The following is a 19,858-nucleotide window of genomic DNA, read 5'->3' as shown; positions in this document are numbered from 1 at the left end:
GAGCGTCGAGCACGTTTCGGGTCCATGGAAGTCCTGGTCTTCGGTTTGGTGGGGTTCGCGATCGCGGGGACGTGGTTGCGCGCCGTCGTCGTCAACAGCACCGCCTTATCCACCGCGGGCACCGTGTTCTGTGGCGTCTTCGTCCAGGCCTTGCCGTTTCTGGGCTTAGGCGTGGTGGTCAGCGGATTGATCGCGGTGTTCGTGCCGCCCGAACGGCTGGCGCGCATGCTGCCGCGCCGGTCCGCGGCCGCAGTCCTCGCCGCCGGTGTGGCCGGGGCCGCCCTGCCCGGATGCGAGTGCGGCTCGGTGCCGGTGGCTCGCCGACTCTTCGGCGACGGCGGCGCCGCCGGAGCGGCGGCGTTGACGTTCATGCTCGCCGCACCCGCGATCAACCCGGTCGTGGTGGTCGCGACGGCCGTCGCGTTCCCGGGTCAGCCGAAGATGGTCGTCGCGCGGGTCGCCGCGTCGTTGCTGACCGCGGTGGTGATGGGCTGGGCCTGGTCGCGGTGGGGTCGCGCCGAATGGATCACCCGCCGGCTCGCGGCGCACGACTCGCACCGCCCGGAGGCGCGGTCGAAGTGGCTGGTGTTCTGCGAAGTGGCCCGGCACGACTTTCTGCAGGCGGCGGCCTATCTGGTGGTGGGAGCCGCCGCCGCGGCGGCCCTGCACGTGCTGGTGCCGCCGTGGATCTTCGAAAACGTCGGCGCGCATCTGGTGCTCGGCGTCGTCGTGATGGCGGCGCTGGCCGTCACGCTGGCCGTGTGCTCGGAGGCCGACGCGTTCGTGGCATCCAGCCTGACGATGCTGCCGCTGATTCCGCGGCTGGTGTTCCTGGTGGTCGGGCCCGCCGTCGACGTCAAGCTGCTGGCGATGCAGGCCGGCATGTTCGGCCGGGCGTTCGCCACCCGCTTCGGACCCGCGACCTTCGTCGTCGCCACCGTGGTGGCCACCGCGGTCGGCGTGCTGCTGCTGGGCGGTTCTCGATGAAGCGCGAAACCGAGAACACGATCCTGCTGCTGGTCGGGCTGAGCGTCGCGCTGATCGTGGCCACCGGCGTGTTCACCCGCTACGTCAAGCCGTCGCTGCTGCCGTGGCTGGTGCTCACCGCCGCGTTGCTGATCGCGCTCGCGCTGGTGTCCATCGTCGGCGACGTGCGCAGCGGCGGCCGCGATCACGACGACGGGCATGCCCATCGCGGCGGCGTGGTGTGGTTGCTCGCCATACCCATCGTGGTGCTGTGCTTCGTGACGCCACCGGCCCTGCGGCCCCAGGCCGCCACGGTGACCAACGTCTCCAATGACGTTCTGCGCGTGGCATTTCCGCCGTTACCGCCGGGGCGTGCGCCCGAGATCTCGCTGGCCGAGGCGGTGGTGCGCTCGGCCAACGACAGCACCGGCTCGCTGAACAACCGGCTGATCACGGTGACCGGTTTCGCCCTCAACGAACCCGGCGGCATCGACCTGGCCCGCATCGTGATCATCTGTTGCGCCGCCGACGCCCAACTGGCCCGCATCCATCTGCGTGACCACGACGGCGGCAGCACGTTGCACTTTGCCGACAACACCTGGCTGAAGGTGGAGGGCGTGATCACGCCCGCGCAGCGCCAGCCTCACACCCCGCCGATCCCGACGCTGCGGGCCGTTTCCGTCACGCCCGTCCCCGCTCCGGCAAACCCCTACGCGTAGCCCAAACCAGGACAAACCTGCTGGTTAGCCTGTTAGGCTCGCGACCGTCGGCACAGCGATTCACCTCGGAGGGGACTTCGGATGACACGCCCACGAATCCGCGCCCGGGCACCGCTGCGGATCTCGTTCGCCGGCGGCGGCACCGACGTCCCGCCTTTCCCGGAGCTCGAGGGTGGCTGTGTTCTTTCGGCGACGATCGACCGCTTCGCCTACGGATCGCTGACCCCGCGGACCGATCGCAAGGTGAGCATCGAGTCGGTGGACTTCAAGACCACCCACGAGATGACGCTCGACAGCGAAATCCTCTACGACGGCAGCCTGGACCTGATCAAGGCCGCGGTGCGGCGGTTCGGCCGCGACGGGACGGACGGCTACGACCTGGTGCTGCGGTCGAGCGCGCCGCCCGGATCCGGGCTGGGTTCGTCGTCGACGATGATGGTCGCGCTCACCGGCCTGCTCGCCGAGCACTACCGGGCGCCGATGGGCGAATACGAGACCGCCCAGCTGGCCTGCGCCATCGAGCGTGACGACCTCGGCATCGCCGGCGGCCTGCAGGACATGTACGCGGCGACGTTCGGCGGATTCAACTTCATCGAGTTCAGCGACCGGGTGATCGTCAACCCGCTGCGGGTCCGCGACGAGATCGCGTTCGAGCTCGAACTCAGCCTGCTGCTCTGCTACACGGGCATCACCCGCGACTCCGCGCGAGTGATCGAGGACCAAACCCGCCGCGCCACCACGGGTGCCGACGACACGCTCGCCGGGCTGCGCGCGCAGAAGGATCTGGCGGTGGCGATGAAGGCCGCCCTGCTGACCGGCAAGCTCAACGACTTCGGCGCCCTGCTCGGCGAGGCGTGGATCCAGAAGAAGCGGATGTCGCCCTACATCACCAACCCGCGCATCGACGAACTGTACGACCTCGCGTTGCACAACGGCGCCCTCGGCGGCAAGATCACCGGCGCCGGCGGCGGTGGTTACATCCTGCTGTTCTGCGACTTCACCAAGAAGCACCGCCTCATCGAGGCCCTCGAGGGCGCGGGGGCCACGATCACCGAATTCGCTTTTGAGAGCAAGGGATTGACCACATGGCAGGCATGAGCACCTCGGATGTCGTCGCGCCGAGTGTGGAGACGGTCCAGGCCCGGCTGGCGGACACGATCGCCGTCAAGCAGCAGATGCAGTCGGGCGAGTTCGCGGCGCAGACCGTCGAGGTGGCGCGGGTGATCATCGACGCGCTGCGCGCCGACGGCAAGGTGATCTTCTTCGGCAACGGCGGCTCGGCTCAAGACGCCGGGCATCTGGCCGCCGAGCTGATGGGCCGCTTCGCGTTCGACCGACCGGGCCTGGCCGCGCTGAGCCTTCCCGACGCCACCGCGGCGATCACCGCGATCGGCAACGACTACTCCTACGACGAGGTGTTCGCCCGCCAGGTGCTGGCGGCCGGCCGCGCCGGCGACGTGGTGGTCGGCCTGACCACCTCGGGCAACTCACCCAACGTGGTGCGCGCGCTCGAGGCGGCCGGTCAGGCGGGGATGACGACCGTGACGCTGACCGGCGCCCGCGGCGGCAAGGTCGCCGACGTGGCCCAGATCTGCATCCGGGTGCCCAGTGCCGACACCGGCCGGATTCAGGAAGCGTGCCTGCATCTGGGGCACACCATTTGCGAAATGGTCGAAGCCGCGTTGTTCCCCCGTCCGTCCTGACGATGGGTTGGGACAACGTCCGCACCGTGTTTCTGGACCGAGACGGAACCATCAACGTCAAGGCCGACGACGGCGAATACATCCGAACGCCCGAGGAATTGGTTCTCTTACCCGGCGCGGCCCAGGCCATCGCGGCGCTGAATGCGGCCGGCCTGCGCACGATCCTGGTGACCAACCAGCGCTGGCTGTCCGAACCGTCAGCGCAACCAACGCAGTTCCACGCCGTCCAGGACAGGCTGGGGCAACTGCTGGCGGCTCAGGGTGCCCGGCTCGACGCCGAATATCATTGCCCGCACGCGGCGAACAGCTGCGACTGTCGTAAACCGTTGGCCGGCATGCTGATTCGTGCGGCGGCAGAACACGGTTTCGATCTGGCCGAGTCGGTCATGATCGGCGACAGCGCCGCCGACGTGGCGGCCGGCCGAGCGGCCGGTGCGACGACCGTGCTGCTGCGGGCCGGCGGCGGCGAGGATGCCGACTTCGTCGTCGACGACCTCGCTGCGGCCGTGCGGCTCATTCTCGCCTGAACCGCGCAGCGATCGAGCGGATCATCAGGGCGAGCGCGAACGGCAGATCGTCGCGCAGGTATCGGCGGGCCAGCCGGCGCGGCTCGAGCATCAGCCGGTGCACCCATTCGAATCCGAGTCGCTGCAGCAGCGGGGACGCCCGGCGGACCGCACCGGCCGTCATGGCGATGCCGCCGCCGCAGGCCAGGCACCAGACCTCGGGCAGCTCTTGGCGTAGCCGTTCGATCAGGCATTCCTGCCGGGGGAAACCCAGGCCGACGAAGACCAGGTCGGGTTTGGCGGCGACCACGGCCGCGACCGCGCGCCGCGTGCCGTCCTCCGTCTTGTCGAAGCCGAACTCCGGCGACAGGGCGCCGGCAATGCGCAGGGTGGGAAATTGCGTGGCAAGGGCGGCGGCCGCCTGCTCCGGAATGCCCGCGGCGCCGCCGAAGAAATAGATCGACTTGCCGTCGGCGGCCGCAGCCGCACTCAACGGTTGAATCAGCGACGAGCCGGCCACCCGCTCCGGCAGCGGCTCACCGCGCAGCCGCGCCGCCCACACCAGCGGCATTCCGTCGGCGACGACCACCGATCCCCGCGCGATCAGCGCGGCCAGTGCACCGTCTCGGCTGGCCGCGAAGGCCACGTCGACGTTCACCGGAATGATCGAGCCGCCGCGCCCGTCGGCCCAGGCCTTGCGCACGACGTCGACGGCGTCGCGTTGGGTGAGGGAGTCGAACCAAAGATCGCCCACCTGGATCCTGGCTGGCCGCATGACTTGTGATTCTCACCGCAATGGCGCCGAAGTTCCACGGAACTCCTGACATCGGTTCGCCTGGTTGTTGCTGCACCGCCCGCCGACGCCATAGCCTGAGCGAATCGGACCGCAAGATGGGCCGCCGTGGCCGAGCTGATCGGCGCGCGGGCGGAAGAACTCGCCGCGATGGACATCTTCGAGGGATGCGCCATCGAAGACTTGGAGCCGTTGGCGGCCAGCCTGCAGCCACTGCGCGCCGCGGGTGGACAGATTCTGATGCAGCAGGGCGAGCAGGCCGTGTCGTTTCTGCTGATCTCCTCGGGTGCCGCCGAGATCAGACACGTCGGCGTGGACGGCGCCGTGTCGATTGGCGAGACGGCCGCCGGCGCGATCATCGGTGAGATCGCGCTGCTGCGCGACAGCCCCCGCATCGCGACCGTCACCGCGCTCGAGCCGCTGGCCGGCTGGATCGGTGACAACGACGCGTTCACCCGGCTGGTGCACATCCCGGGCATCATGCCGCGGCTGCTGCGGATGGTGCGCCAGCGGCTGGCCGCCTTCGTCACGCCCATCCCGATACGGACGCGCGACGGCAGTCACCTGCTGCTGCGTCCGGTGCTGCCCGGTGACGACGTGCGCACCGTGCACGGCCATATCCAGTTCTCCAGCGAAACGCTGTATCGGCGGTTCATGACGGCCCGGTTACCCTCGCCGGCGTTGATGCACTACCTGTCCGAGGTCGACTACGTCGACCATTTCGTCTGGGTGGTGACCGACGGCGACGACCCGGTGGCCGATGCGCGCTTCGTCCGCGACGAAAAGGATCCGACGGTCGCCGAGATCGCGTTCACCGTCGCCGACGCCTACCAGGGCCGGGGGATCGGGAGCTTCCTGATCGGTGCACTGTCGATCGCCGCCAAGGTTGACGGTGTCGAAAGGTTTTCCGCGCGAATGCTTTCCGATAATCTGCCGATGCGCGCGATCATGGACCGGCACGGCGCGATCTGGCAACGCGAAGACGTCGGCGTCATCACCACGGTCATCGACGTGCCGCGGCGGCGCGACTTGGGCATCAAGCGTGACCTCGCCGACGAGATCAAACGGGTCGCCCGGCAGGTGATCGAGGCGCTCGGCTGAATCAGAACACCGGCTGGTGGACAGTCAGCTTCGCCGTGATGTCACCGACCAGGTCGTCGTCATACGGGTTGATCGCGACCGGATCGGATCCCTCGGTGAAGTCGAGGCCGTCCAGCTCGATCCAGACCGTGTTCGGACTGGTTGTCAGCTCGAAGAAGTAAGTCCGGTTTGTCAGGTCGGTGACCGTGCGGAATTCGGTGTTGTAGATCCCGAAATCCTCGTAGGGTGCGCCGAACGGCACCGAGACGTTGCGCATGATCGCCATCACGCCGGCCACTGCCTGCCGGGTGTCGCGCGGCTCGGGCAGCAGTGCCAAAAAGTACGCCGCACGCTGGAACCGATCGACCGCGTTGACGTTACCGGGCAGCGGCATCTCGCAGCCGGGCTTGGAAAAGTCTTGCTTGGCAAGCAGTTTCAGTTGTTCTTCATAAGTTGGGTCATTGGTCATCAGGGTGTACTCGCGACCGTGATGCACGACCATGCGGCCGTGGTCGAACTCGACGATGGCCGAATCGCCGGACACATCCTCGATCGCGAGGTGGATGGTGGCGTCGTACCCGCGCGCGTTGATCATCACCAGCTGAAAGTCGTCCATCAACGCCAGCGCCTCGGAAACGGTGGCGGCCTGGTCGAGCAGATACTGGGTCCACAGTCCGACGTGCAATCCCGGCTTGGACGGGTCCCGCGGCCCCAGATCCGTGGATTCCAGATACAGCCCGTGCACGGCCAGGCCGCGTTCGTTGACGCCGTCGAAACTACCGACGCCGTAGACGGTGGTGACCAGGCTCCCGTAACGGCTGGTCCACTTCAGCGGATTCTGTTCGACGACGGTGTTTCCGGCCATCACCCCGCCGTCACGTTCGCGTCCGCGCGGAAATGCCACGATCATCGGCTCAGTGGATTCCGGCCAGTCCATGCTGCGGCCGGTCAGAACGGACAGCTTGTTGGTGTTCCAGAGGACGCGTGTGCACACATGCGTCAAGCTACTCGTCGCGTGGTATCAACTTGGCATGCGGCCGTTCTGGTTCGGTGCGGTGCTCACGGTTTTGGTGGCCGCCTGCAGCCACTCGCCGGCCCACCGGCCTTCGGCGACGCCCTCGCCGTCGGCGCACTCCAGCACCGTCAACCCCGCCAACATCAAGCGGGTCGTTCGCGACCTGCCGCCCAATTACGAGGCCACGTCCGGCATTCCGGGCGCGGCCTCGCCACGGGCGATCTGGGGTCTTGGCCCCGACGCGACGTCGCGGCCCGCGTCATGCACCACACTCGCCGAGCCCGGCAAGGGCCGCGACCAGTCCGCGCAGGGCCTGTCCGCCTCGGGTCCGGGCGGCATCATCAACGTGGTGGTGGTGGCTTTGCCAGACATTGACCTGGACCGCGGCGTCGTCGACGACTGCGGCGAGTGGACCATGACCGCCGAGCACACCACCGCCAGCGTCCGGCTCACCGACCCGCCGCGCATCGATGATGCGCAAACCGTCGGCATGATCGTCGACATCAGATCCTCTGTCGAGTCGGGCACCGAAATCGATTCGCGGGCATACACATTCATCGCGTACCTGGGTGGCTACTATGCCTTCACCACAGTGACCACCGATCCGGGCTCGGCGCTGCCGGCGTTGCCGGCGCAATCCGCCGCCGATCTGCTCGTCAAAACGGTGTCCACGTTGCGCAGCTGAATGTCCGGCTTTGGGTAGATTAGCCACGGTGTCCAAGCTGGTAGGCGTGATCGCGGCCGGGTTCGTGCTTGCCGGTTGCTCATCGAATGCGACCTCGACCAACGCCGACATCGCCAAGGTCGTGGGTGTGAAGTCGAGCTTCGGGCCCGAGTTCACGGTCAGCGACATCTCGGAGCGGGCGATCGATCCCAAGCTGCTGTCGGCCCGCAAGCTGCCCGAGGGGCTGAAATTCGACCCCGCCAACTGCGCGAAGCTGGCGGCCGGACCCGACATGCCGCCGGATGTGCAGGGCAACATGGCCGCGGTGTCCGCCGAGGGCGGCGGTAACCGGTACGTCGTCATCGCGGTGGAAACCTCCAAACCGCTACCCGTCAACGACCCGGGCAAGGACTGCACCAAGGTCGCGTTCTCCGGGACGGGGGTGCGCGGCGGCCTCGAGGTCATCGACGCGCCGAACATCGACGGGACGCACACATTCGGCGTGCACCGGGTTCTGCAGGCGCTGGTCGCCGGCGGTCCCCGCACCGGCGAGCTCTACGACTACTCCGCGCAATTCGGCGACTATCAGGTGATCGTGATCGCCAACCCGCTCGTCGTGCCCGACCAGCCCGTCGCCAAGGTCGACACCCAGCGCGCCCGTGACCTGCTCGTCAAAGCGGTCGCCGCGATCCGTGCGTCCTAGCGCACGTCGCGCGGCCGGAATTGGATGCTGACGCGCGGGCCCTTGCGCAGCGCGGTCTTCGGAACGGCGTGCTCCCAGGTGCGCTGGCAGGATCCGCCCATCACCAGCAGATCGCCGTGCGCCTGCGGCAGCCGTAGCGACGGCCCGCCCCCGCGCGGACGCATCGCGAATGTCCGCGTGGCGCCGAGACTGATGATCGCGACCATGGTGTCTTCGCTGCTGCTGCGGCCGATCGTGTCGCCGTGCCAGGCGACGCTGTCGGCGCCGTCGCGGTAGTAGCACAGCCCGATCGTGGTGAAGGGCTCGCCGAGCTCGCCCGCGTAGATGTCGTTGAGCCGGCGGCGCAACCGCCCCAGCAGCGGGTGAGGCGGATCCTCGACGGTCAGGTCGTGAAAGCTCACCAGCCGCGGCACGTCGACCACGCGGTCGTACATCTGGCGGCGTTCGGCCCGCCAGGCGACGGTGTTCAGCAGCGCGTCGAGCAGGTCCTGAGAACCGGACGGATCGTCGCTGAGCCAGCCGGCGCGGATCTCGATGAAGGCACCGTCGCCGAGTTGTCGTCGTTGGGTGTGCTCGAACAGCGAGCCCTGTACCCCTGATATCTGGGTCCCCACACCGCACAGCGTATCGCACACCCGTTCGATTGATCGAGACTCGCCGGGCTACCAGCGCGCCCCGGGTGTGGCGCGACGGTGCCGTTTGGCGCGGCTACGGTTTAGCTGTGGGTGTTATCGAGCTCGGCACGAATTCCGAGGTAGGCGCGCTGCGGGTGGCGATCCTGCATCGTCCCGGCGCGGAGCTGCGGCGACTCAATCCGCGCAACAACGACCAGCTGCTGTTCGACGGGTTGCCGTGGGTCGACCGCGCGCAGGACGAACACGACCAGTTCGCCGAGCTGCTGCGCTCGCGTGGGGTGGAAGTGTTGCTGCTGTCCGACCTGCTGACCGAGGCACTCAACCACAGCGGCGCCGCCCGCATGCAAGGCGTTGCCGCCGCCGTGGATGCGCGCCGACTGGGAGCGCCGCTGGCGCAAGAGCTTTCGGCCTACCTGCGTGGACTGGACCCCGCCAAGCTGGCGCACATCCTGATGGCCGGTATGACGTTCAACGAGTTGCCGCCGGATACCCGAACCGACGTGTCGCTGGTGCTTCGCATGCATCAGGGCGCGGATTTCGTGATCGATCCCTTGCCGAACCTGGTGTTCACCCGGGACTCGTCGATCTGGATCGGCGCGCGGGTGGTGATCCCGTCGCTGGCGCTGCGGGCCCGGATCCGCGAGACGTCGTTGACCGACCTGATCTACGCCCACCACCCGCGGTTTACCGGGGTGCGCAAGGCGTACGAGTCGAGGTCCGCGCCCGTCGAGGGCGGCGACGTGCTGTTGCTATCCCCGGGCGTGGTCGCGGTCGGGGTGGGGGAGCGGACCACCCCGGCCGGGGCGGAAGCATTGGCGCGCAGTCTGTTCGACGACGAACTGGCGCACACCGTGCTGGCCGTGCCGATCGCGCAGCAGCGCGCGCAGATGCACCTGGACACGGTGTGCACGATGGTCGACACCGAGACCGTGGTCATGTATGCCAACGTCATCGACAAGCTGTCGGCATTCACGATCCAGCCGTCGCCGGATGGCGTGAACATCGGCGACGAGACGCCCTTCCTGGAAGCGGCGGCCAGGGCGATGGGCATCGACAAGCTGCGCGTGATCGACACCGGGCTGGACCCCGTCGTCGCCGAACGCGAGCAGTGGGACGACGGCAACAACACGCTGGCGCTGGCGCCGGGCGTCGTCGTCGCCTACGAACGCAACGTGCAGACCAACACCCGGCTGCAGGATGCGGGCATCGAGGTGCTGACGATCGCGGGCTCGGAATTGGGCACCGGCCGCGGCGGGCCGCGGTGCATGTCCTGCCCGGTCGCCCGCGACGCCCTCTAGCGGAATTACGCCGCGAAACTGTAACTACAACGCATTTCGCGGGTAGCGCCGTCGCTAGCTGCAGTCTCGGGGCAACGGCGTCAGCAGCCGATCGGGCCGCCGCCCGCCGGGCAGTTGACGGTGGTGATGGGCAGACAGCTGACCGACGTCGTCGAGACGGCGAACGCCAGCAGCAGCGCAACGAAAACCTTTTTCCCCCTGGTCATGTGCCGAAAGCCTACGCGCGGCCGGGATCTCGCGTGGCGGTTCGGCCAGGAAATCAGCGCCAGCTGGGCAGCCAGATCTCCATGTCCCAGGTCTGTTGCGAGATGGGCATACCGGTGAGCACCGGGAACAACCAGGCGAAGTTGGTCACCACCAGGGCGACGTAGCTGGAGACCACGATCAGGCCCAGCGTCCGGCGTTCCGCGGTCTGGCCGGGGCGATAGAGAATGTCGCCGCAGATCAGCGCGATGCCCATTGCCAGAAACGGCGCCATGGTCGCGGCGTAGAAGAAGTACATCTGCCGGTCGATGTCGGCGAACCACGGCAGCCACCCGGCGCAGTAGCCGACCAGGACGACGGCGTAACGCCAGTCGCGCCGGACGAACGCGCGCCAGCACGCATAGAGCAGCACCGGCACCGCCAGCCACCACATCGCGGGCGTGCCGACCAGCATCTCCGCCTTCACGCACGACTGCGCGCCGCAGCCGCCGACGTTCTGCTGATCGATCGCGTAGAGCACCGGCCGCAACGACATCGGCCAGCTCCACGGCTTGGATTCCCACGGGTGGTAGTTGCCCGCCGAGTTCGTCAGGCCGGCATGGAATTCCAGCGCCTTCGCGCTGTAGTGCCACAACGAACGCAAGGCGTCGGGGAACGGGAAGACGCTGTGCGGGCCGATCGTCTGGCCCACCTCGTGCCGCTCGATCGCGGTCTCGGACGCGAACCACGGCGCATAGCTGGCCAGGTATACCGCGATCGGGATGATGCCGATCGCGTAGGCCGTGGGGACGAGGTCGCGCCGCAGTGTTCCCAGCCAGGGCCGGTTCACCTGATACTGCCGGCGTGCCGCCACGTCGAACCCCAGCGACATCAAACCGAAGAACACCACGAAGTAGAGGCCGGACCACTTTGTCCCGCAAGCCAATCCGAGCATGACGCCCGCCAGGAACCGCCACCAGCGCACGCCCAGGCGCGGGCCCCACTCGGTTGCGGTGTTGCGGCCCTCCAGCAGCGCGACGTGCATCCGCCGTCGCACCTCATCGCGGTCGACGATCAGTGCGCCGAACGCGGCGACCACGAAGAAGACGAGGATGCCGTCGAGCAGCGCGGTGCGGGAGGCGACGAAGGTGACGCCGTCGCAGATGCACAGCACCCCGGCGATCGCGCCCACCAGCGTCGAGCGGCTGATCCGGCGCACGGTCCGCATCACCAGCAGCACCAGCACGACGCCGAGCAGCGCGCCGGTGAATCGCCAGCCCACGCCGTTGTAGCCGAAGATCGCCTCGCCGACCGCGATCAGTTGCTTGCCGACCGGCGGGTGGACCACGAGGCCGAACCCGGGGTTGTCCTCCACGCCGTGGTTGTGCAGCACCTGCCAGGCCTGCGGTGCGTAGTGCTTCTCGTCGAAGATCGGGGTTCCGGCATCGGTCGGCGAGCCCAGGTTCACGAATCGGCTGATGGCCGCCAGCAGGGTGACGATGCCGGTGACCACCCAGCCGCGGATGGTGTCGACCGGCCCGAAATCCGCGACCGGGACCAACGGCCCCGGGCTGACGACGGGCACGGCGCGCTCCCGGACGGCGTTGTCCACCTGAAAGGTGGCGTCGCTGGGCGGGGCGGTCATCAGCTCGATCGTAGGCTGTCCGTCATGTCTCACGGTCGCGTGTTGCTCGGTGCGACCCCGCTGGGCCAGCCGTCGGATGCCTCGCCGCGGCTGATCAAGGCGCTCGGCGAGGCCGATGTGGTGGCCGCCGAGGACACCCGGCGGGTGCGAACGCTGGCCAAAGCGCTCGGTGTCGCGATCACCGGCAAGGTGGTCAGCATGTTCGATCAAGTCGAGGCCACCCGGGTGCCCGCGCTGATCGACGAGATCAAGGCCGGCGCGACGGTGCTGGTGGTCAGCGACGCCGGAATGCCGCTGATCAGCGACCCCGGCTACCGGATAGTCGCGGCGTGTGTGGACGCCGGTGTGCCGGTCACCTGCCTGCCCGGGCCGTCGGCGGTGACGACCGCGCTGGCCGTGTCGGGTCTGCCCGCGGAGAAGTTCTGCTTCGAGGGCTTCGCGCCACGCAAGAGCGGGGCGCGCAAAACCTGGCTGGCGTCGCTGGCCGGCGAGCGGCGCACCTGCGTGTTTTTCGAGTCGCCGCGCCGGCTGGCGGCGTGTCTGAGCGATGCCGTCGAGCAGCTCGGCGGTGCGCGTCCCGCCGCGATCTGCCGGGAGCTGACCAAGGTGCACGAGGAAGTGGTGCGTGGAACGCTGCAGGAGCTGGCGGCCTGGGCGGGTGACGGCGTGCTCGGTGAGATCACCGTCGTGCTGGGTGGTGCGACGCCGCCCGCCGACGTGCCGGCGCTGGTGGCCCGGGTTCAGGAGCTCGTCGCCGACGGAGTTCGCGTCAAGGACGCCTGTAACGAGGTGGCCGCCGCGCATCCGGGTGTGCGCTCGCGACAGCTGTACGACGAGGTGCTCAGAGCGCGCCCCGGCTAACCGACGCCGGCCGCGGCCGCGGCGCACGGCACCCCGACCACCGGTGCCGCCTTGTGCAGGCATTCCGCCCATTCGGCGTCAGGTTTGGAATCGGCGGTGATCCCACCGCCGACGCCCAGCACCGCGGTACCAGCGTCGTCGAACTCCACGGTGCGGATCGCGACGTTGAGCTCACACCCCGCGATAGGCGATGCCAAACCGACTGTGCCGCAATATATCCCGCGACTATGCGATTCCCATTGCGAAATAAGCTGGCGGGCACGATGTTTGGGCGTGCCGGTGACCGAGGCGGGCGGGAAGGCGGCGTCCAGCAGCGCCGACGTGGGCAGCTCGACGGGCACCTGCGCCGACACCGTCGACACCAGGTGCCACACACCGGGCGCGCGCCGCACGACCAGCAGCTCGGGCACCTTGACGGTGCCGGTGACCGCCACCCGGCCCAGGTCGTTGCGAACCAGGTCCACGATCATGATGTTCTCGGCCACCTCTTTCGGTGAGGCGCGCAGCGCCGCCGGCCAGGCGTCCAGCGGCAGGGTGCCCTTGATCGGGCTCGACAGCACGGCGTTGCCGTGGCGGCGCAGAAACAGCTCGGGCGACAGCGACGCCACCGCACCGCGGGGGCCCGCGACGTAGGCCGCGCGGGCCGGCGAGGTGCGCGCGACGCCGTCGACGAAGAAATCCAGCGAGGACCCGGTGACGGTCCCGGTAAACCGCGTGCACACGCACGCCTGATAGACCTCGCCCGCGCGGATCGCCTCCAGGCACGCCAGCACCGCGCCGCGGTGCGCCTCGCGGTCGGCCACGTCCCAGTCGATCCGGCAGTCACGCGCCGGCCCCGGGGTCGCGGCCAGCGCGGCGGTCAGCCACTGCGGCATCGGCGCCCCGGACAGGCTCTCGTACCACCACCACCCGTCCCGGTCGCGGCGCAACACGCAGTCCGTCCAACCGCCGGCGGCCTCGGGAATCCGATGCGGGCGCCCGTCGGCACCGGCGTCCGGATAGGACAGGTAGCCGACCCAGCCACCGCCCACCGCGGGCGACTCGTCGGCCTGCGAGCTCAGCTGAACCGCGAAGGCATCCGCTGGATCCACCGGCCGCACCGCCAGGCTCGGCGCGATCACCGCCAGCGCGCCGAACCACTCGCCAGTCAGCGCCGCGGGCGGGGGCAACCCCAGCCGGCGGGCGGCATCCCCGATCGCGCGCAGCACACCGGGTGCCTCGCCGAGGTTGCCGAGCCGGTCAGTGCGCACTGTCCTAGCTTGACAGAAGGTGAATTTTCCCGCCCCGGACCGCCGTGGCTCAGCCGCGGCTGATGTCGCGGGCGGTCGCCACCGCGGCCAGCTTGTCGGGGTTGCGCATCACGTAGAAGTTGGTGATCACACCGTCGGCGATCTCCAGGGTGATCACGCCCTCGAGGTGGTCGCCGAGATACAGCAGCACCGCCGGGGCGCTGTTGCACGTCACCATTTCCGCGCGCAGCACGGCCGCGGCCTTGCGCATCAGCCCGGCGACAGCGCGGGCCACCCGGTCGGCCCCGACGACCGGCCGTCGGGCCGCGGACACCTTGCCGCCGCTGTCGGCCATCCAGGTGGCGTCCGGCGCCAGCATCGCCATCAGCCCGTCCACGTCGCCACCGGCCGCGGTGGCCAGGAACTGCGCGGTGATCTCGGCGTTGCGTTGCGGGTCAGCGTCGAAGCGCTTGCGCCGGGCCCGCACGTGCTCGCGGGCCCGGTGCGCGACCTGGCGGACCGTCGGCGCCGGTTTGCCCACCGCGTCGGCGATCTCCCCATAGTCGAACCCGAACACCTCGCGCAGCACGAACACCGCTCGCTCGTCCGGGCTCAGCGTTTCCAGCAGCACCAGCATGGCCATCGAAACCGATTCCGCCAGAACGACATCGGTCGACGGATCCTGGTCGTCGAGCAGCAACGGCTCGGGCAGCCACGGCCCGACGTACTCCTCGCGGCGGCGGGCGCCGGCCCGCAACGCGTTGAGCGCCTGGCGAGTCACCAGCGCAGCCAGATACGACCTGGTGTCGTGCACGGTCGACAAGTCGACGTCCGCCCACCGCAGATAACTGTCCTGCAGGACGTCGTCGGACTCGGTGGCCGAGCCGAGGATTTCGTAGGCGATGGTGAACAGCAGCGGGCGCAGCAGCGTGAACCGTTCCGCGTGCTCACCGGTCGCGATCATTTGATCGCGACCTGCTCGCCGGCCGAGTGCCCGGTGGCGTGCGAAGGCCGGTCACCGCCCTTGAGCCAGAAGTACGAGCCCGGTTTGGCGGCCTCGCGCCGGATGGCCCACAGCGTGCCCCGGCAGATTCGTTCCTTGATCGCGGCGGCGGTGCGGCCGCCCAGGGCCAGGTTCACCGGGGTGTCGTCGGTGCGCGCGAACTGCAGCGTGCCGCGGGTGCGGCCGACGCTGATGCACTGGCCGACGAACGCCTGGTTGAGCGCCGTGGGGGTGTCGCCGGCGATCCGGGCGAGCACGGTCTCGGCGGCCTGGGCGCCCAGCGGCTCGGCGGCCTGGCAGCTCATCCGCAGCGGCCGGTCCGAGGGCGCGGCGGCGTCGCCGGCGGCGACAATGCGGGCATCGTCGACGCTGGTCAACGTTTCGTCGGTGAGCAACCGCCCCAGCTCGTCGGTGCGCAGGCCGCTGCGGGCGGCCAGATCCGGCACGGCGAACCCGGCCGTCCACACCGTCGCCGCGCTGGGCAGCACCGCGCCGTCGCTGAGCACCACGCTGTCCCAGCGGACCTCGCTCACGGCGACGGATTCGCAGATGGTGACCTCGAGCCGGCGCAGCTGCTTGGCCACCGACCGCCGGCCCCGCGCGCTCAGCGACGCCCCCAGCGTGCCACCGCAGACCAGGGTCACCGGGCGGCCCTGCTCGGCCAGCTCGGAAGCCGTCTCGATGCCGGTTAACCCGCCGCCGACCACCGTGACCGCGGCATTGCGGGGCAGGTCGGCCAGCGCGTAGCGCAGCCGCTGTGCGCTTTCCAGGTCGCAGACCGAATGGGCGAACTCGGCGGCACCGGGTGTCGCGGGCACCGCGCCCGTGCTGCCGACGGCATAGATCAGGTAGTCGTACTCCAGCGTGGTGCCCGACGTCAGCTCCAGGCGGCGGGCAAGAGCGTCGATCCGCTCGACGGCGTCGACCACCAACTGGATTCCGTCACCCAGCAGCGACCCGTAGTCGGCTGTCGCGGCGCCGGTGTCGGCGACCAGCTGGTGCAAGCGAATTCGCTCGACGAAGACCGGGCGGGGATTCACCAGCGTGATCTCGAGGTCCGGCCGCCGCCGCAGGCGATTGGCGGCCAGGGTGCCGGCGTATCCACCGCCGACGACCACGACACGAGTGATGTTGGTCATTGCTGTCTCCCTATTCTCTTCCGAAAGTTGTGCCCTGGAGACACCGCAGGACCGCGGGGCGTGACAATTCGGCCATCGATTGTGAGCCGTATCACTCGATGCCGGCCGCAGGCGCGGAGCCGCCACTCACACCGAGGCGCGCCTGCCTCTAGCATCGCAACGATGGTCCGGACACTGAGGCGAGGCGTGGCGGCGGTGGGCGCCTGCGCGGTACTCGTGTTGAGCGGCTGCGGTGGTCACAACAGCCCCGGGCCGTTGTCGGCCATGGTCAGCCCGGCCATCCCACCCAGCGTTGCGGATATCCCGAACCCGCTGCGCGGCCAGTACGAAGACTTGATGAATCCGCTTTTCCCGCAAGGCAATCCCGCCCAACAGCGCTACCCGGCGTGGCCGGCCTCCTACGACGCCAGCATGCAGATCTCGTGGCGGCAGTTGCAGCCCACCGATCCGGCCACGCTGCCGCCCGATGCTCCCGATGACCGCAAGTTCGACTTCAGCGCGATCGACGACGCGCTGAACAAGTTGGCCAGCCGCAACATGCGGCTCGCCCTGCGCGTCTACGCCTACAGTCCCGATCCGAACGGCACCGGCATCGCCGTCCCCGAATGGGCGCGGCCGCTGACCACCAGCTACCCGCCGCCGCCGAACAGCCCCGGGGTGCCGCAAGTGGTGCCGAACTGGGACGACCCGCGCTATCTCGACGCATTCGGCCGGCTGGTCGCCGCGCTCGGCCGCCGCTACGACGGCGACGAGCGGCTGGCCGTCTTCGAATTCGCCGGATACAACCAGTTCCGCGACCAGGGCATCGGCGGCGCGGCGCTCCACCGGCTGGTCGCGGCGAATGTCAACGCCTTCGGTCACACGCAATTGGTGGTGGCGCCGCAGAACGCGGAGATCGTGCGCGAACTGCTCTCCGACGACGTCACCAAGAAGCTGTCCGCGCCGGTCGGCATCCGCTCGGATTGCCTCGGCGTCGCATCGCCGTTGCCCGCCTGGGCCGAGTCCGGCGACTCACCGTACGTCCGGAACAACGATGCGGTCGTCAACGCGATCAAGCAGCGACTGCGCTCCGCGCCGGTGATCACGCAATGGTGTTCCCTGCCGGGTGGGGCCGACTCGAAGGGGTACTACGAGAAGGGTTTGCACGACGTCGTCAAATACCACGTGTCGATGACGGCGAGCGCGAACTTCCCGGACCGGGATTCGACATCGGCGATGGACCCCAAGCTGTATGCGTTGTGGGCGCAGGCCAATGCCGCTGCCGGATACCGGTATTCGGTCGAGGCGAAGCCGGGATCGCAATCGATTCAAGGCAAGGTCGCGGCCATCTCGGTGGAGTGGACGAACTACGGCGCGGCGGCCGCCACCGAGCAGTGGGCGCCCAACTACAAGCTGGTCGACTACACCGGTGCGGTGGTTCGCACCCTGCCCGCCACGGTCAACCTGAAGACATTGGTGCACGACGATTCCAGCCCGTCTCGCGAGGAGGCGGTGCCGGCGTCGTCCACCGAGACCGTGCATGTCGACCTGTCCGGGTTGGCGCCCGGGCACTACACGCTGCGTGCCTCGGTGGACTGGCAACAACACAAGCCGGGTGCCTCGCACGTGGTCAACTACGCGCCGATGGCGCTGGCTCGCGACGGACGCGACGGCTCCGGGCTGTACCCGATTGCGACCCTTGACATCCCGCGCGACAACACCAGCGCGACCAACGGTTGACACCGCCCGCGACGCCGTGCGTAAGCCCGGAGCAAATGCGTCGCCCATGATACGGTTATCTAACTAATACGTTCCGTGACCTGCTCAAATCTGGCCGCTCGGCCGGGACATGCGCCCCATATCGGAGGTCTCCATGCCGCGCAGCCTGGACCTGGTCGTAGCCTCCGTGGCCACTGCGCTGATGGAGGCCACGGCGGCCACGGCGACCGAGGTGAGCCAAAAAGTCCTCGCGCGGCTGGTCGAGCAATTCGGCCTGGACGCAAGCTTTCTGCGGCACCGCGACGAGTTGTCGCACGCCTCGGTGTTGGTCGCGGAGTTCCCGCCGCGCGCCGAGATCGTGGATGAGGGTGCGACGGCCCTCGTCCCCTACAGCGACGCCGAGCCCCTGCTCGCCGAGTGCGAGCAGGGCAGGAAGCCGGTGGTGATATCGGGCGGTCGGCGTTCGCGGTGGCGCTGGCTGACGCGGCCCACGCAACCCAGCGCGCCCTCGGTGGCGGCCGCCCCGCTGGTGTCGGGCGAGGTGACCACCGGCGTGCTCGGATTCGTCAGGTTCGGCGACCGCAAGTGGAAGCAAACCGAGATCAACACGCTCGAGGCCGTCGCCGCCTTGTTCGCCCAGCTGCAAGCGCGCCTTGTCGCCGAGAAGCTTCGCTATCTGGCCGAGCACGACGACCTGACCGGCCTGTACAACCGCCGGGCGCTGGTCGCGCACTTGTCCGAACGGCTTGCCGCCGGAAAGCCGGGGCCCGTCGCGGTGCTGTATCTCGATCTCGATCGGCTCAAGCCGATCAACGACTACCTGGGCCACACCGCCGGTGACTGGTTCATCAGAGTGTTCGCGCAACGCATCCAGGTCTGTGCCGGCACCCAGGCCATGATCGCCCGGCTCGGTGGCGACGAGTTCGTCGTCGTGCCCGAGCAGTCGATGTCGCCGGAGACCGCGGAGTCGTTCGCCCGGCGGCTGTCGAAGATGCTCTGCGAGCGGCTTGCCATCGGCGGCCACATGATCAGCCGCACCGTCAGCATCGGGCTGGCCGTCGGCATGCCGGAGCGTGACAACTGCACCGCGCTGCTGCGTCGTGCGGACGAGGCCGTGTTGACCGCCAAGCGCGCCGGCGGCAACCAGATCGCGGTGTTCACCGACGACATGTCGCTCAAAAGCGCCTTCCGTAACGACATCGAGCTGCATCTGCAGGGCGACATCGGCAGCGAAGCGCTACTGCTGCACTACCTTCCCGAGGTCGACTTGTGGACCGGCGCGGTGGTGGCAGCCGAGGCCCTGGTCCGCTGGCGGCACCCGATCTGGGGGATGCTGTTGCCGGACTCGTTCATCGGCGTCGCCGAATCGACCAACCTGGCCGGCGAGCTGGGCCGCTGGGTGATGCGCACCGCGTGCGCCGAATTCGGCCGGTGGCGTGCCAAGGGCGTGGGGCTGGGCGCCACCCTGCGGATCAATGTGTCGCCCGTGCAACTGATCACCCGCGGCTTCGTGCGCAGCGTCGCCGAGACGATCGACGAGTTCGGCATCGACGCCGGATCGTTGTGCCTGGAGATCACCGAGCGCGCCGTCGTGCACGACATCGAAGCGACCTTCAATACCCTCGCCGAGCTCAAAGAGGTGGGGGTGCAGTTGGCGATCGACGACTTCGGCACCGGCTATGCGGTGCTCTCACACCTCAAGCAGCTGCCGGTCGACATGCTCAAGATCGACGCCGGGTTCGTGCGCGACCTGGGGACCAACGCCGGCGACCTGGCCATCGTGCGCGCCATCATCGGGCTCGCCGAGGCATTCGGTTTGCAAGTGGTCGCCGAGGGAGTCGAGACCCCTGCTGCCGCACTGACTTTGATGCAGCACGGGTGTCACCGCGCGCAAGGGTTCCTGTTGTCCAGGCCCGTCCCCGGCGATGCGATGGAGGCATTGTTCTCGGCGCGCTGGATGCCGATGCCATTCCTGGCCGATCGTGAGGCCTTGTCGCAGGGCACAAATTAGCATCGCT

General features: G+C 68.8%; 20 protein-coding genes. 12 read left to right on the top strand and 8 right to left on the bottom strand.

Features of this window, described 5'->3' with window-relative positions; all coding sequences use genetic code 11:
- The first annotated feature begins 24 nt into the window (after nt 1-24).
- From MAAFP003_RS22340 to MAAFP003_RS22320, 5 genes are all read left to right on the top strand, one after another.
- Nucleotides 25-987, top strand: a complete 963-nt coding sequence (locus MAAFP003_RS22340) for a permease (protein ID WP_165796471.1) — start codon at nt 25-27, stop codon at nt 985-987.
- Complete coding sequence (locus MAAFP003_RS22335; RefSeq protein ID WP_096289880.1) at nt 984-1,685, top strand: TIGR03943 family putative permease subunit; 702 nt, start codon at nt 984-986, stop codon at nt 1,683-1,685. Before MAAFP003_RS22340 ends, MAAFP003_RS22335 begins: the two co-directional genes overlap by 4 nt.
- 81 nt (nt 1,686-1,766) lie before the next feature.
- The gene (locus tag MAAFP003_RS22330; protein WP_096289879.1) at nt 1,767-2,783 is read left to right on the top strand and encodes a GHMP family kinase ATP-binding protein; all 1,017 of its coding nucleotides are present in this window, start codon (nt 1,767-1,769) and stop codon (nt 2,781-2,783) included.
- Nucleotides 2,771-3,388 carry a D-sedoheptulose-7-phosphate isomerase gene (locus tag MAAFP003_RS22325; protein ID WP_207768593.1) on the top strand — a complete coding sequence of 206 codons (618 nt, stop codon included), beginning with the start codon at nt 2,771-2,773 and terminating at the stop codon, nt 3,386-3,388. Before MAAFP003_RS22330 ends, MAAFP003_RS22325 begins: the two co-directional genes overlap by 13 nt.
- Before the next feature lie 2 nt (nt 3,389-3,390).
- Nucleotides 3,391-3,915, top strand: coding sequence for a D-glycero-alpha-D-manno-heptose-1,7-bisphosphate 7-phosphatase (locus tag MAAFP003_RS22320; RefSeq protein WP_096289877.1), 525 nt, complete (start codon nt 3,391-3,393; stop codon nt 3,913-3,915).
- Here MAAFP003_RS22320 and MAAFP003_RS22315 read toward each other — a convergent pair.
- Nucleotides 3,902-4,669 (bottom strand): WecB/TagA/CpsF family glycosyltransferase, encoded by a 768-nt coding sequence (locus tag MAAFP003_RS22315; RefSeq protein ID WP_096289876.1) that lies wholly within the window; start codon nt 4,667-4,669, stop codon nt 3,902-3,904. The two genes, MAAFP003_RS22320 and MAAFP003_RS22315, sit on opposite strands and share 14 nt — an antisense overlap.
- Nucleotides 4,670-4,795: 126 nt before the next feature.
- Here MAAFP003_RS22315 and MAAFP003_RS22310 point away from each other — a divergent pair, with 126 nt between their 5' ends.
- Nucleotides 4,796-5,788, top strand: coding sequence for a GNAT family N-acetyltransferase (locus MAAFP003_RS22310; protein WP_096289875.1), 993 nt, complete (start codon nt 4,796-4,798; stop codon nt 5,786-5,788).
- Between the two features lies 1 nt (nt 5,789).
- Here MAAFP003_RS22310 and MAAFP003_RS22305 read toward each other — a convergent pair whose 3' ends face one another.
- Complete coding sequence (locus MAAFP003_RS22305; protein WP_096289874.1) at nt 5,790-6,761, bottom strand: linear amide C-N hydrolase; 972 nt, start codon at nt 6,759-6,761, stop codon at nt 5,790-5,792.
- Between the two features lie 37 nt (nt 6,762-6,798).
- Between MAAFP003_RS22305 and MAAFP003_RS22300 the strand changes: the two genes are divergently transcribed.
- Both MAAFP003_RS22300 and MAAFP003_RS22295 read left to right on the top strand, forming a co-directional pair.
- Nucleotides 6,799-7,467: a DUF5642 family protein gene (locus tag MAAFP003_RS22300; RefSeq protein WP_096289873.1), complete on the top strand. Its 669-nt coding sequence runs from the start codon at nt 6,799-6,801 to the stop codon at nt 7,465-7,467.
- A 28-nt stretch (nt 7,468-7,495) separates the two neighbouring features.
- Complete coding sequence (locus tag MAAFP003_RS22295; protein WP_096289872.1) at nt 7,496-8,149, top strand: DUF5642 family protein; 654 nt, start codon at nt 7,496-7,498, stop codon at nt 8,147-8,149.
- On the opposite strand, the gene MAAFP003_RS22290 is transcribed toward MAAFP003_RS22295, so the two are convergent.
- On the bottom strand, nt 8,146-8,763 hold the full coding sequence (locus MAAFP003_RS22290) for an alpha-ketoglutarate-dependent dioxygenase AlkB (protein ID WP_243394173.1): 618 nt from the start codon (nt 8,761-8,763) through the stop codon (nt 8,146-8,148). The two genes, MAAFP003_RS22295 and MAAFP003_RS22290, sit on opposite strands and share 4 nt — an antisense overlap.
- A 107-nt stretch (nt 8,764-8,870) precedes the next feature.
- Here MAAFP003_RS22290 and arcA point away from each other — a divergent pair, with 107 nt between their 5' ends.
- Nucleotides 8,871-10,082, top strand: a complete 1,212-nt coding sequence (gene arcA / locus MAAFP003_RS22285; protein WP_096291342.1) for an arginine deiminase — start codon at nt 8,871-8,873, stop codon at nt 10,080-10,082.
- Between the two features lie 80 nt (nt 10,083-10,162).
- On the opposite strand, the gene MAAFP003_RS29975 is transcribed toward arcA, so the two are convergent.
- Nucleotides 10,163-10,288 (bottom strand): hypothetical protein, encoded by a 126-nt coding sequence (locus MAAFP003_RS29975; protein ID WP_279304541.1) that lies wholly within the window; start codon nt 10,286-10,288, stop codon nt 10,163-10,165.
- A 53-nt stretch (nt 10,289-10,341) separates the two neighbouring features.
- On the bottom strand, nt 10,342-11,910 hold the full coding sequence (locus MAAFP003_RS22280; RefSeq protein ID WP_096289871.1) for a dolichyl-phosphate-mannose--protein mannosyltransferase: 1,569 nt from the start codon (nt 11,908-11,910) through the stop codon (nt 10,342-10,344).
- 24 nt (nt 11,911-11,934) lie between these two features.
- On the opposite strand from MAAFP003_RS22280, the gene rsmI reads away from it, so the two are divergent.
- Nucleotides 11,935-12,771, top strand: coding sequence for a 16S rRNA (cytidine(1402)-2'-O)-methyltransferase (rsmI, locus tag MAAFP003_RS22275; RefSeq protein ID WP_096289870.1), 837 nt, complete (start codon nt 11,935-11,937; stop codon nt 12,769-12,771).
- On the opposite strand, the gene MAAFP003_RS22270 is transcribed toward rsmI, so the two are convergent.
- From MAAFP003_RS22270 to MAAFP003_RS22260, 3 genes are read right to left on the bottom strand one after another with little or no spacing between them, the layout of a single operon-like run.
- Nucleotides 12,768-14,021 (bottom strand): aminodeoxychorismate synthase component I, encoded by a 1,254-nt coding sequence (locus MAAFP003_RS22270; protein ID WP_096289869.1) that lies wholly within the window; start codon nt 14,019-14,021, stop codon nt 12,768-12,770. The genes rsmI and MAAFP003_RS22270 overlap by 4 nt on opposite strands.
- A gap of 49 nt (nt 14,022-14,070) precedes the next feature.
- Complete coding sequence (locus MAAFP003_RS22265) at nt 14,071-14,964, bottom strand: RNA polymerase sigma-70 factor (protein ID WP_096289868.1); 894 nt, start codon at nt 14,962-14,964, stop codon at nt 14,071-14,073.
- Nucleotides 14,961-16,142: an NAD(P)/FAD-dependent oxidoreductase gene (locus tag MAAFP003_RS22260; protein WP_096289867.1), complete on the bottom strand. Its 1,182-nt coding sequence runs from the start codon at nt 16,140-16,142 to the stop codon at nt 14,961-14,963. Before MAAFP003_RS22260 ends, MAAFP003_RS22265 begins: the two co-directional genes overlap by 4 nt.
- Nucleotides 16,143-16,304: 162 nt before the next feature.
- Here MAAFP003_RS22260 and MAAFP003_RS22255 point away from each other — a divergent pair, with 162 nt between their 5' ends.
- The gene (locus MAAFP003_RS22255; RefSeq protein ID WP_096289866.1) at nt 16,305-17,861 is read left to right on the top strand and encodes a hypothetical protein; all 1,557 of its coding nucleotides are present in this window, start codon (nt 16,305-16,307) and stop codon (nt 17,859-17,861) included.
- A 133-nt stretch (nt 17,862-17,994) separates the two neighbouring features.
- Complete coding sequence (locus tag MAAFP003_RS22250; RefSeq protein WP_096289865.1) at nt 17,995-19,851, top strand: putative bifunctional diguanylate cyclase/phosphodiesterase; 1,857 nt, start codon at nt 17,995-17,997, stop codon at nt 19,849-19,851.
- Nucleotides 19,852-19,858 lie beyond the last annotated feature (7 nt).

The organism is Mycobacterium ahvazicum, from assembly GCF_900176255.2.
Taxonomy (GTDB): domain Bacteria; phylum Actinomycetota; class Actinomycetes; order Mycobacteriales; family Mycobacteriaceae; genus Mycobacterium; species Mycobacterium ahvazicum.
Note: the sequence above shows the minus strand (reverse complement) of the source record. Positions and strands in the feature narration are given on the sequence as shown.

What these genes read in the sequence shown, in the direction of transcription:
- MAAFP003_RS22280 (WP_096289871.1), bottom strand. Translation starts at nt 11,910, where the DNA reads ATGACCGCCCCGCCCAGCGACGCCACCTTTCAGGTGGACAACGCCGTC.
- MAAFP003_RS29975 (WP_279304541.1), bottom strand. Translation starts at nt 10,288, where the DNA reads ATGACCAGGGGGAAAAAGGTTTTCGTTGCGCTGCTGCTGGCGTTCGCC.
- MAAFP003_RS22255 (WP_096289866.1), top strand. Translation starts at nt 16,305, where the DNA reads ATGGTCCGGACACTGAGGCGAGGCGTGGCGGCGGTGGGCGCCTGCGCG.
- MAAFP003_RS22335 (WP_096289880.1), top strand. Translation starts at nt 984, where the DNA reads ATGAAGCGCGAAACCGAGAACACGATCCTGCTGCTGGTCGGGCTGAGC.
- MAAFP003_RS22250 (WP_096289865.1), top strand. Translation starts at nt 17,995, where the DNA reads ATGCCGCGCAGCCTGGACCTGGTCGTAGCCTCCGTGGCCACTGCGCTG.
- MAAFP003_RS22325 (WP_207768593.1), top strand. Translation starts at nt 2,771, where the DNA reads ATGGCAGGCATGAGCACCTCGGATGTCGTCGCGCCGAGTGTGGAGACG.
- MAAFP003_RS22330 (WP_096289879.1), top strand. Translation starts at nt 1,767, where the DNA reads ATGACACGCCCACGAATCCGCGCCCGGGCACCGCTGCGGATCTCGTTC.
- MAAFP003_RS22315 (WP_096289876.1), bottom strand. Translation starts at nt 4,669, where the DNA reads ATGCGGCCAGCCAGGATCCAGGTGGGCGATCTTTGGTTCGACTCCCTC.
- MAAFP003_RS22320 (WP_096289877.1), top strand. Translation starts at nt 3,391, where the DNA reads ATGGGTTGGGACAACGTCCGCACCGTGTTTCTGGACCGAGACGGAACC.
- MAAFP003_RS22260 (WP_096289867.1), bottom strand. Translation starts at nt 16,142, where the DNA reads ATGACCAACATCACTCGTGTCGTGGTCGTCGGCGGTGGATACGCCGGC.
- MAAFP003_RS22300 (WP_096289873.1), top strand. Translation starts at nt 6,799, where the DNA reads ATGCGGCCGTTCTGGTTCGGTGCGGTGCTCACGGTTTTGGTGGCCGCC.
- rsmI (WP_096289870.1), top strand. Translation starts at nt 11,935, where the DNA reads ATGTCTCACGGTCGCGTGTTGCTCGGTGCGACCCCGCTGGGCCAGCCG.
- MAAFP003_RS22265 (WP_096289868.1), bottom strand. Translation starts at nt 14,964, where the DNA reads ATGATCGCGACCGGTGAGCACGCGGAACGGTTCACGCTGCTGCGCCCG.
- MAAFP003_RS22340 (WP_165796471.1), top strand. Translation starts at nt 25, where the DNA reads ATGGAAGTCCTGGTCTTCGGTTTGGTGGGGTTCGCGATCGCGGGGACG.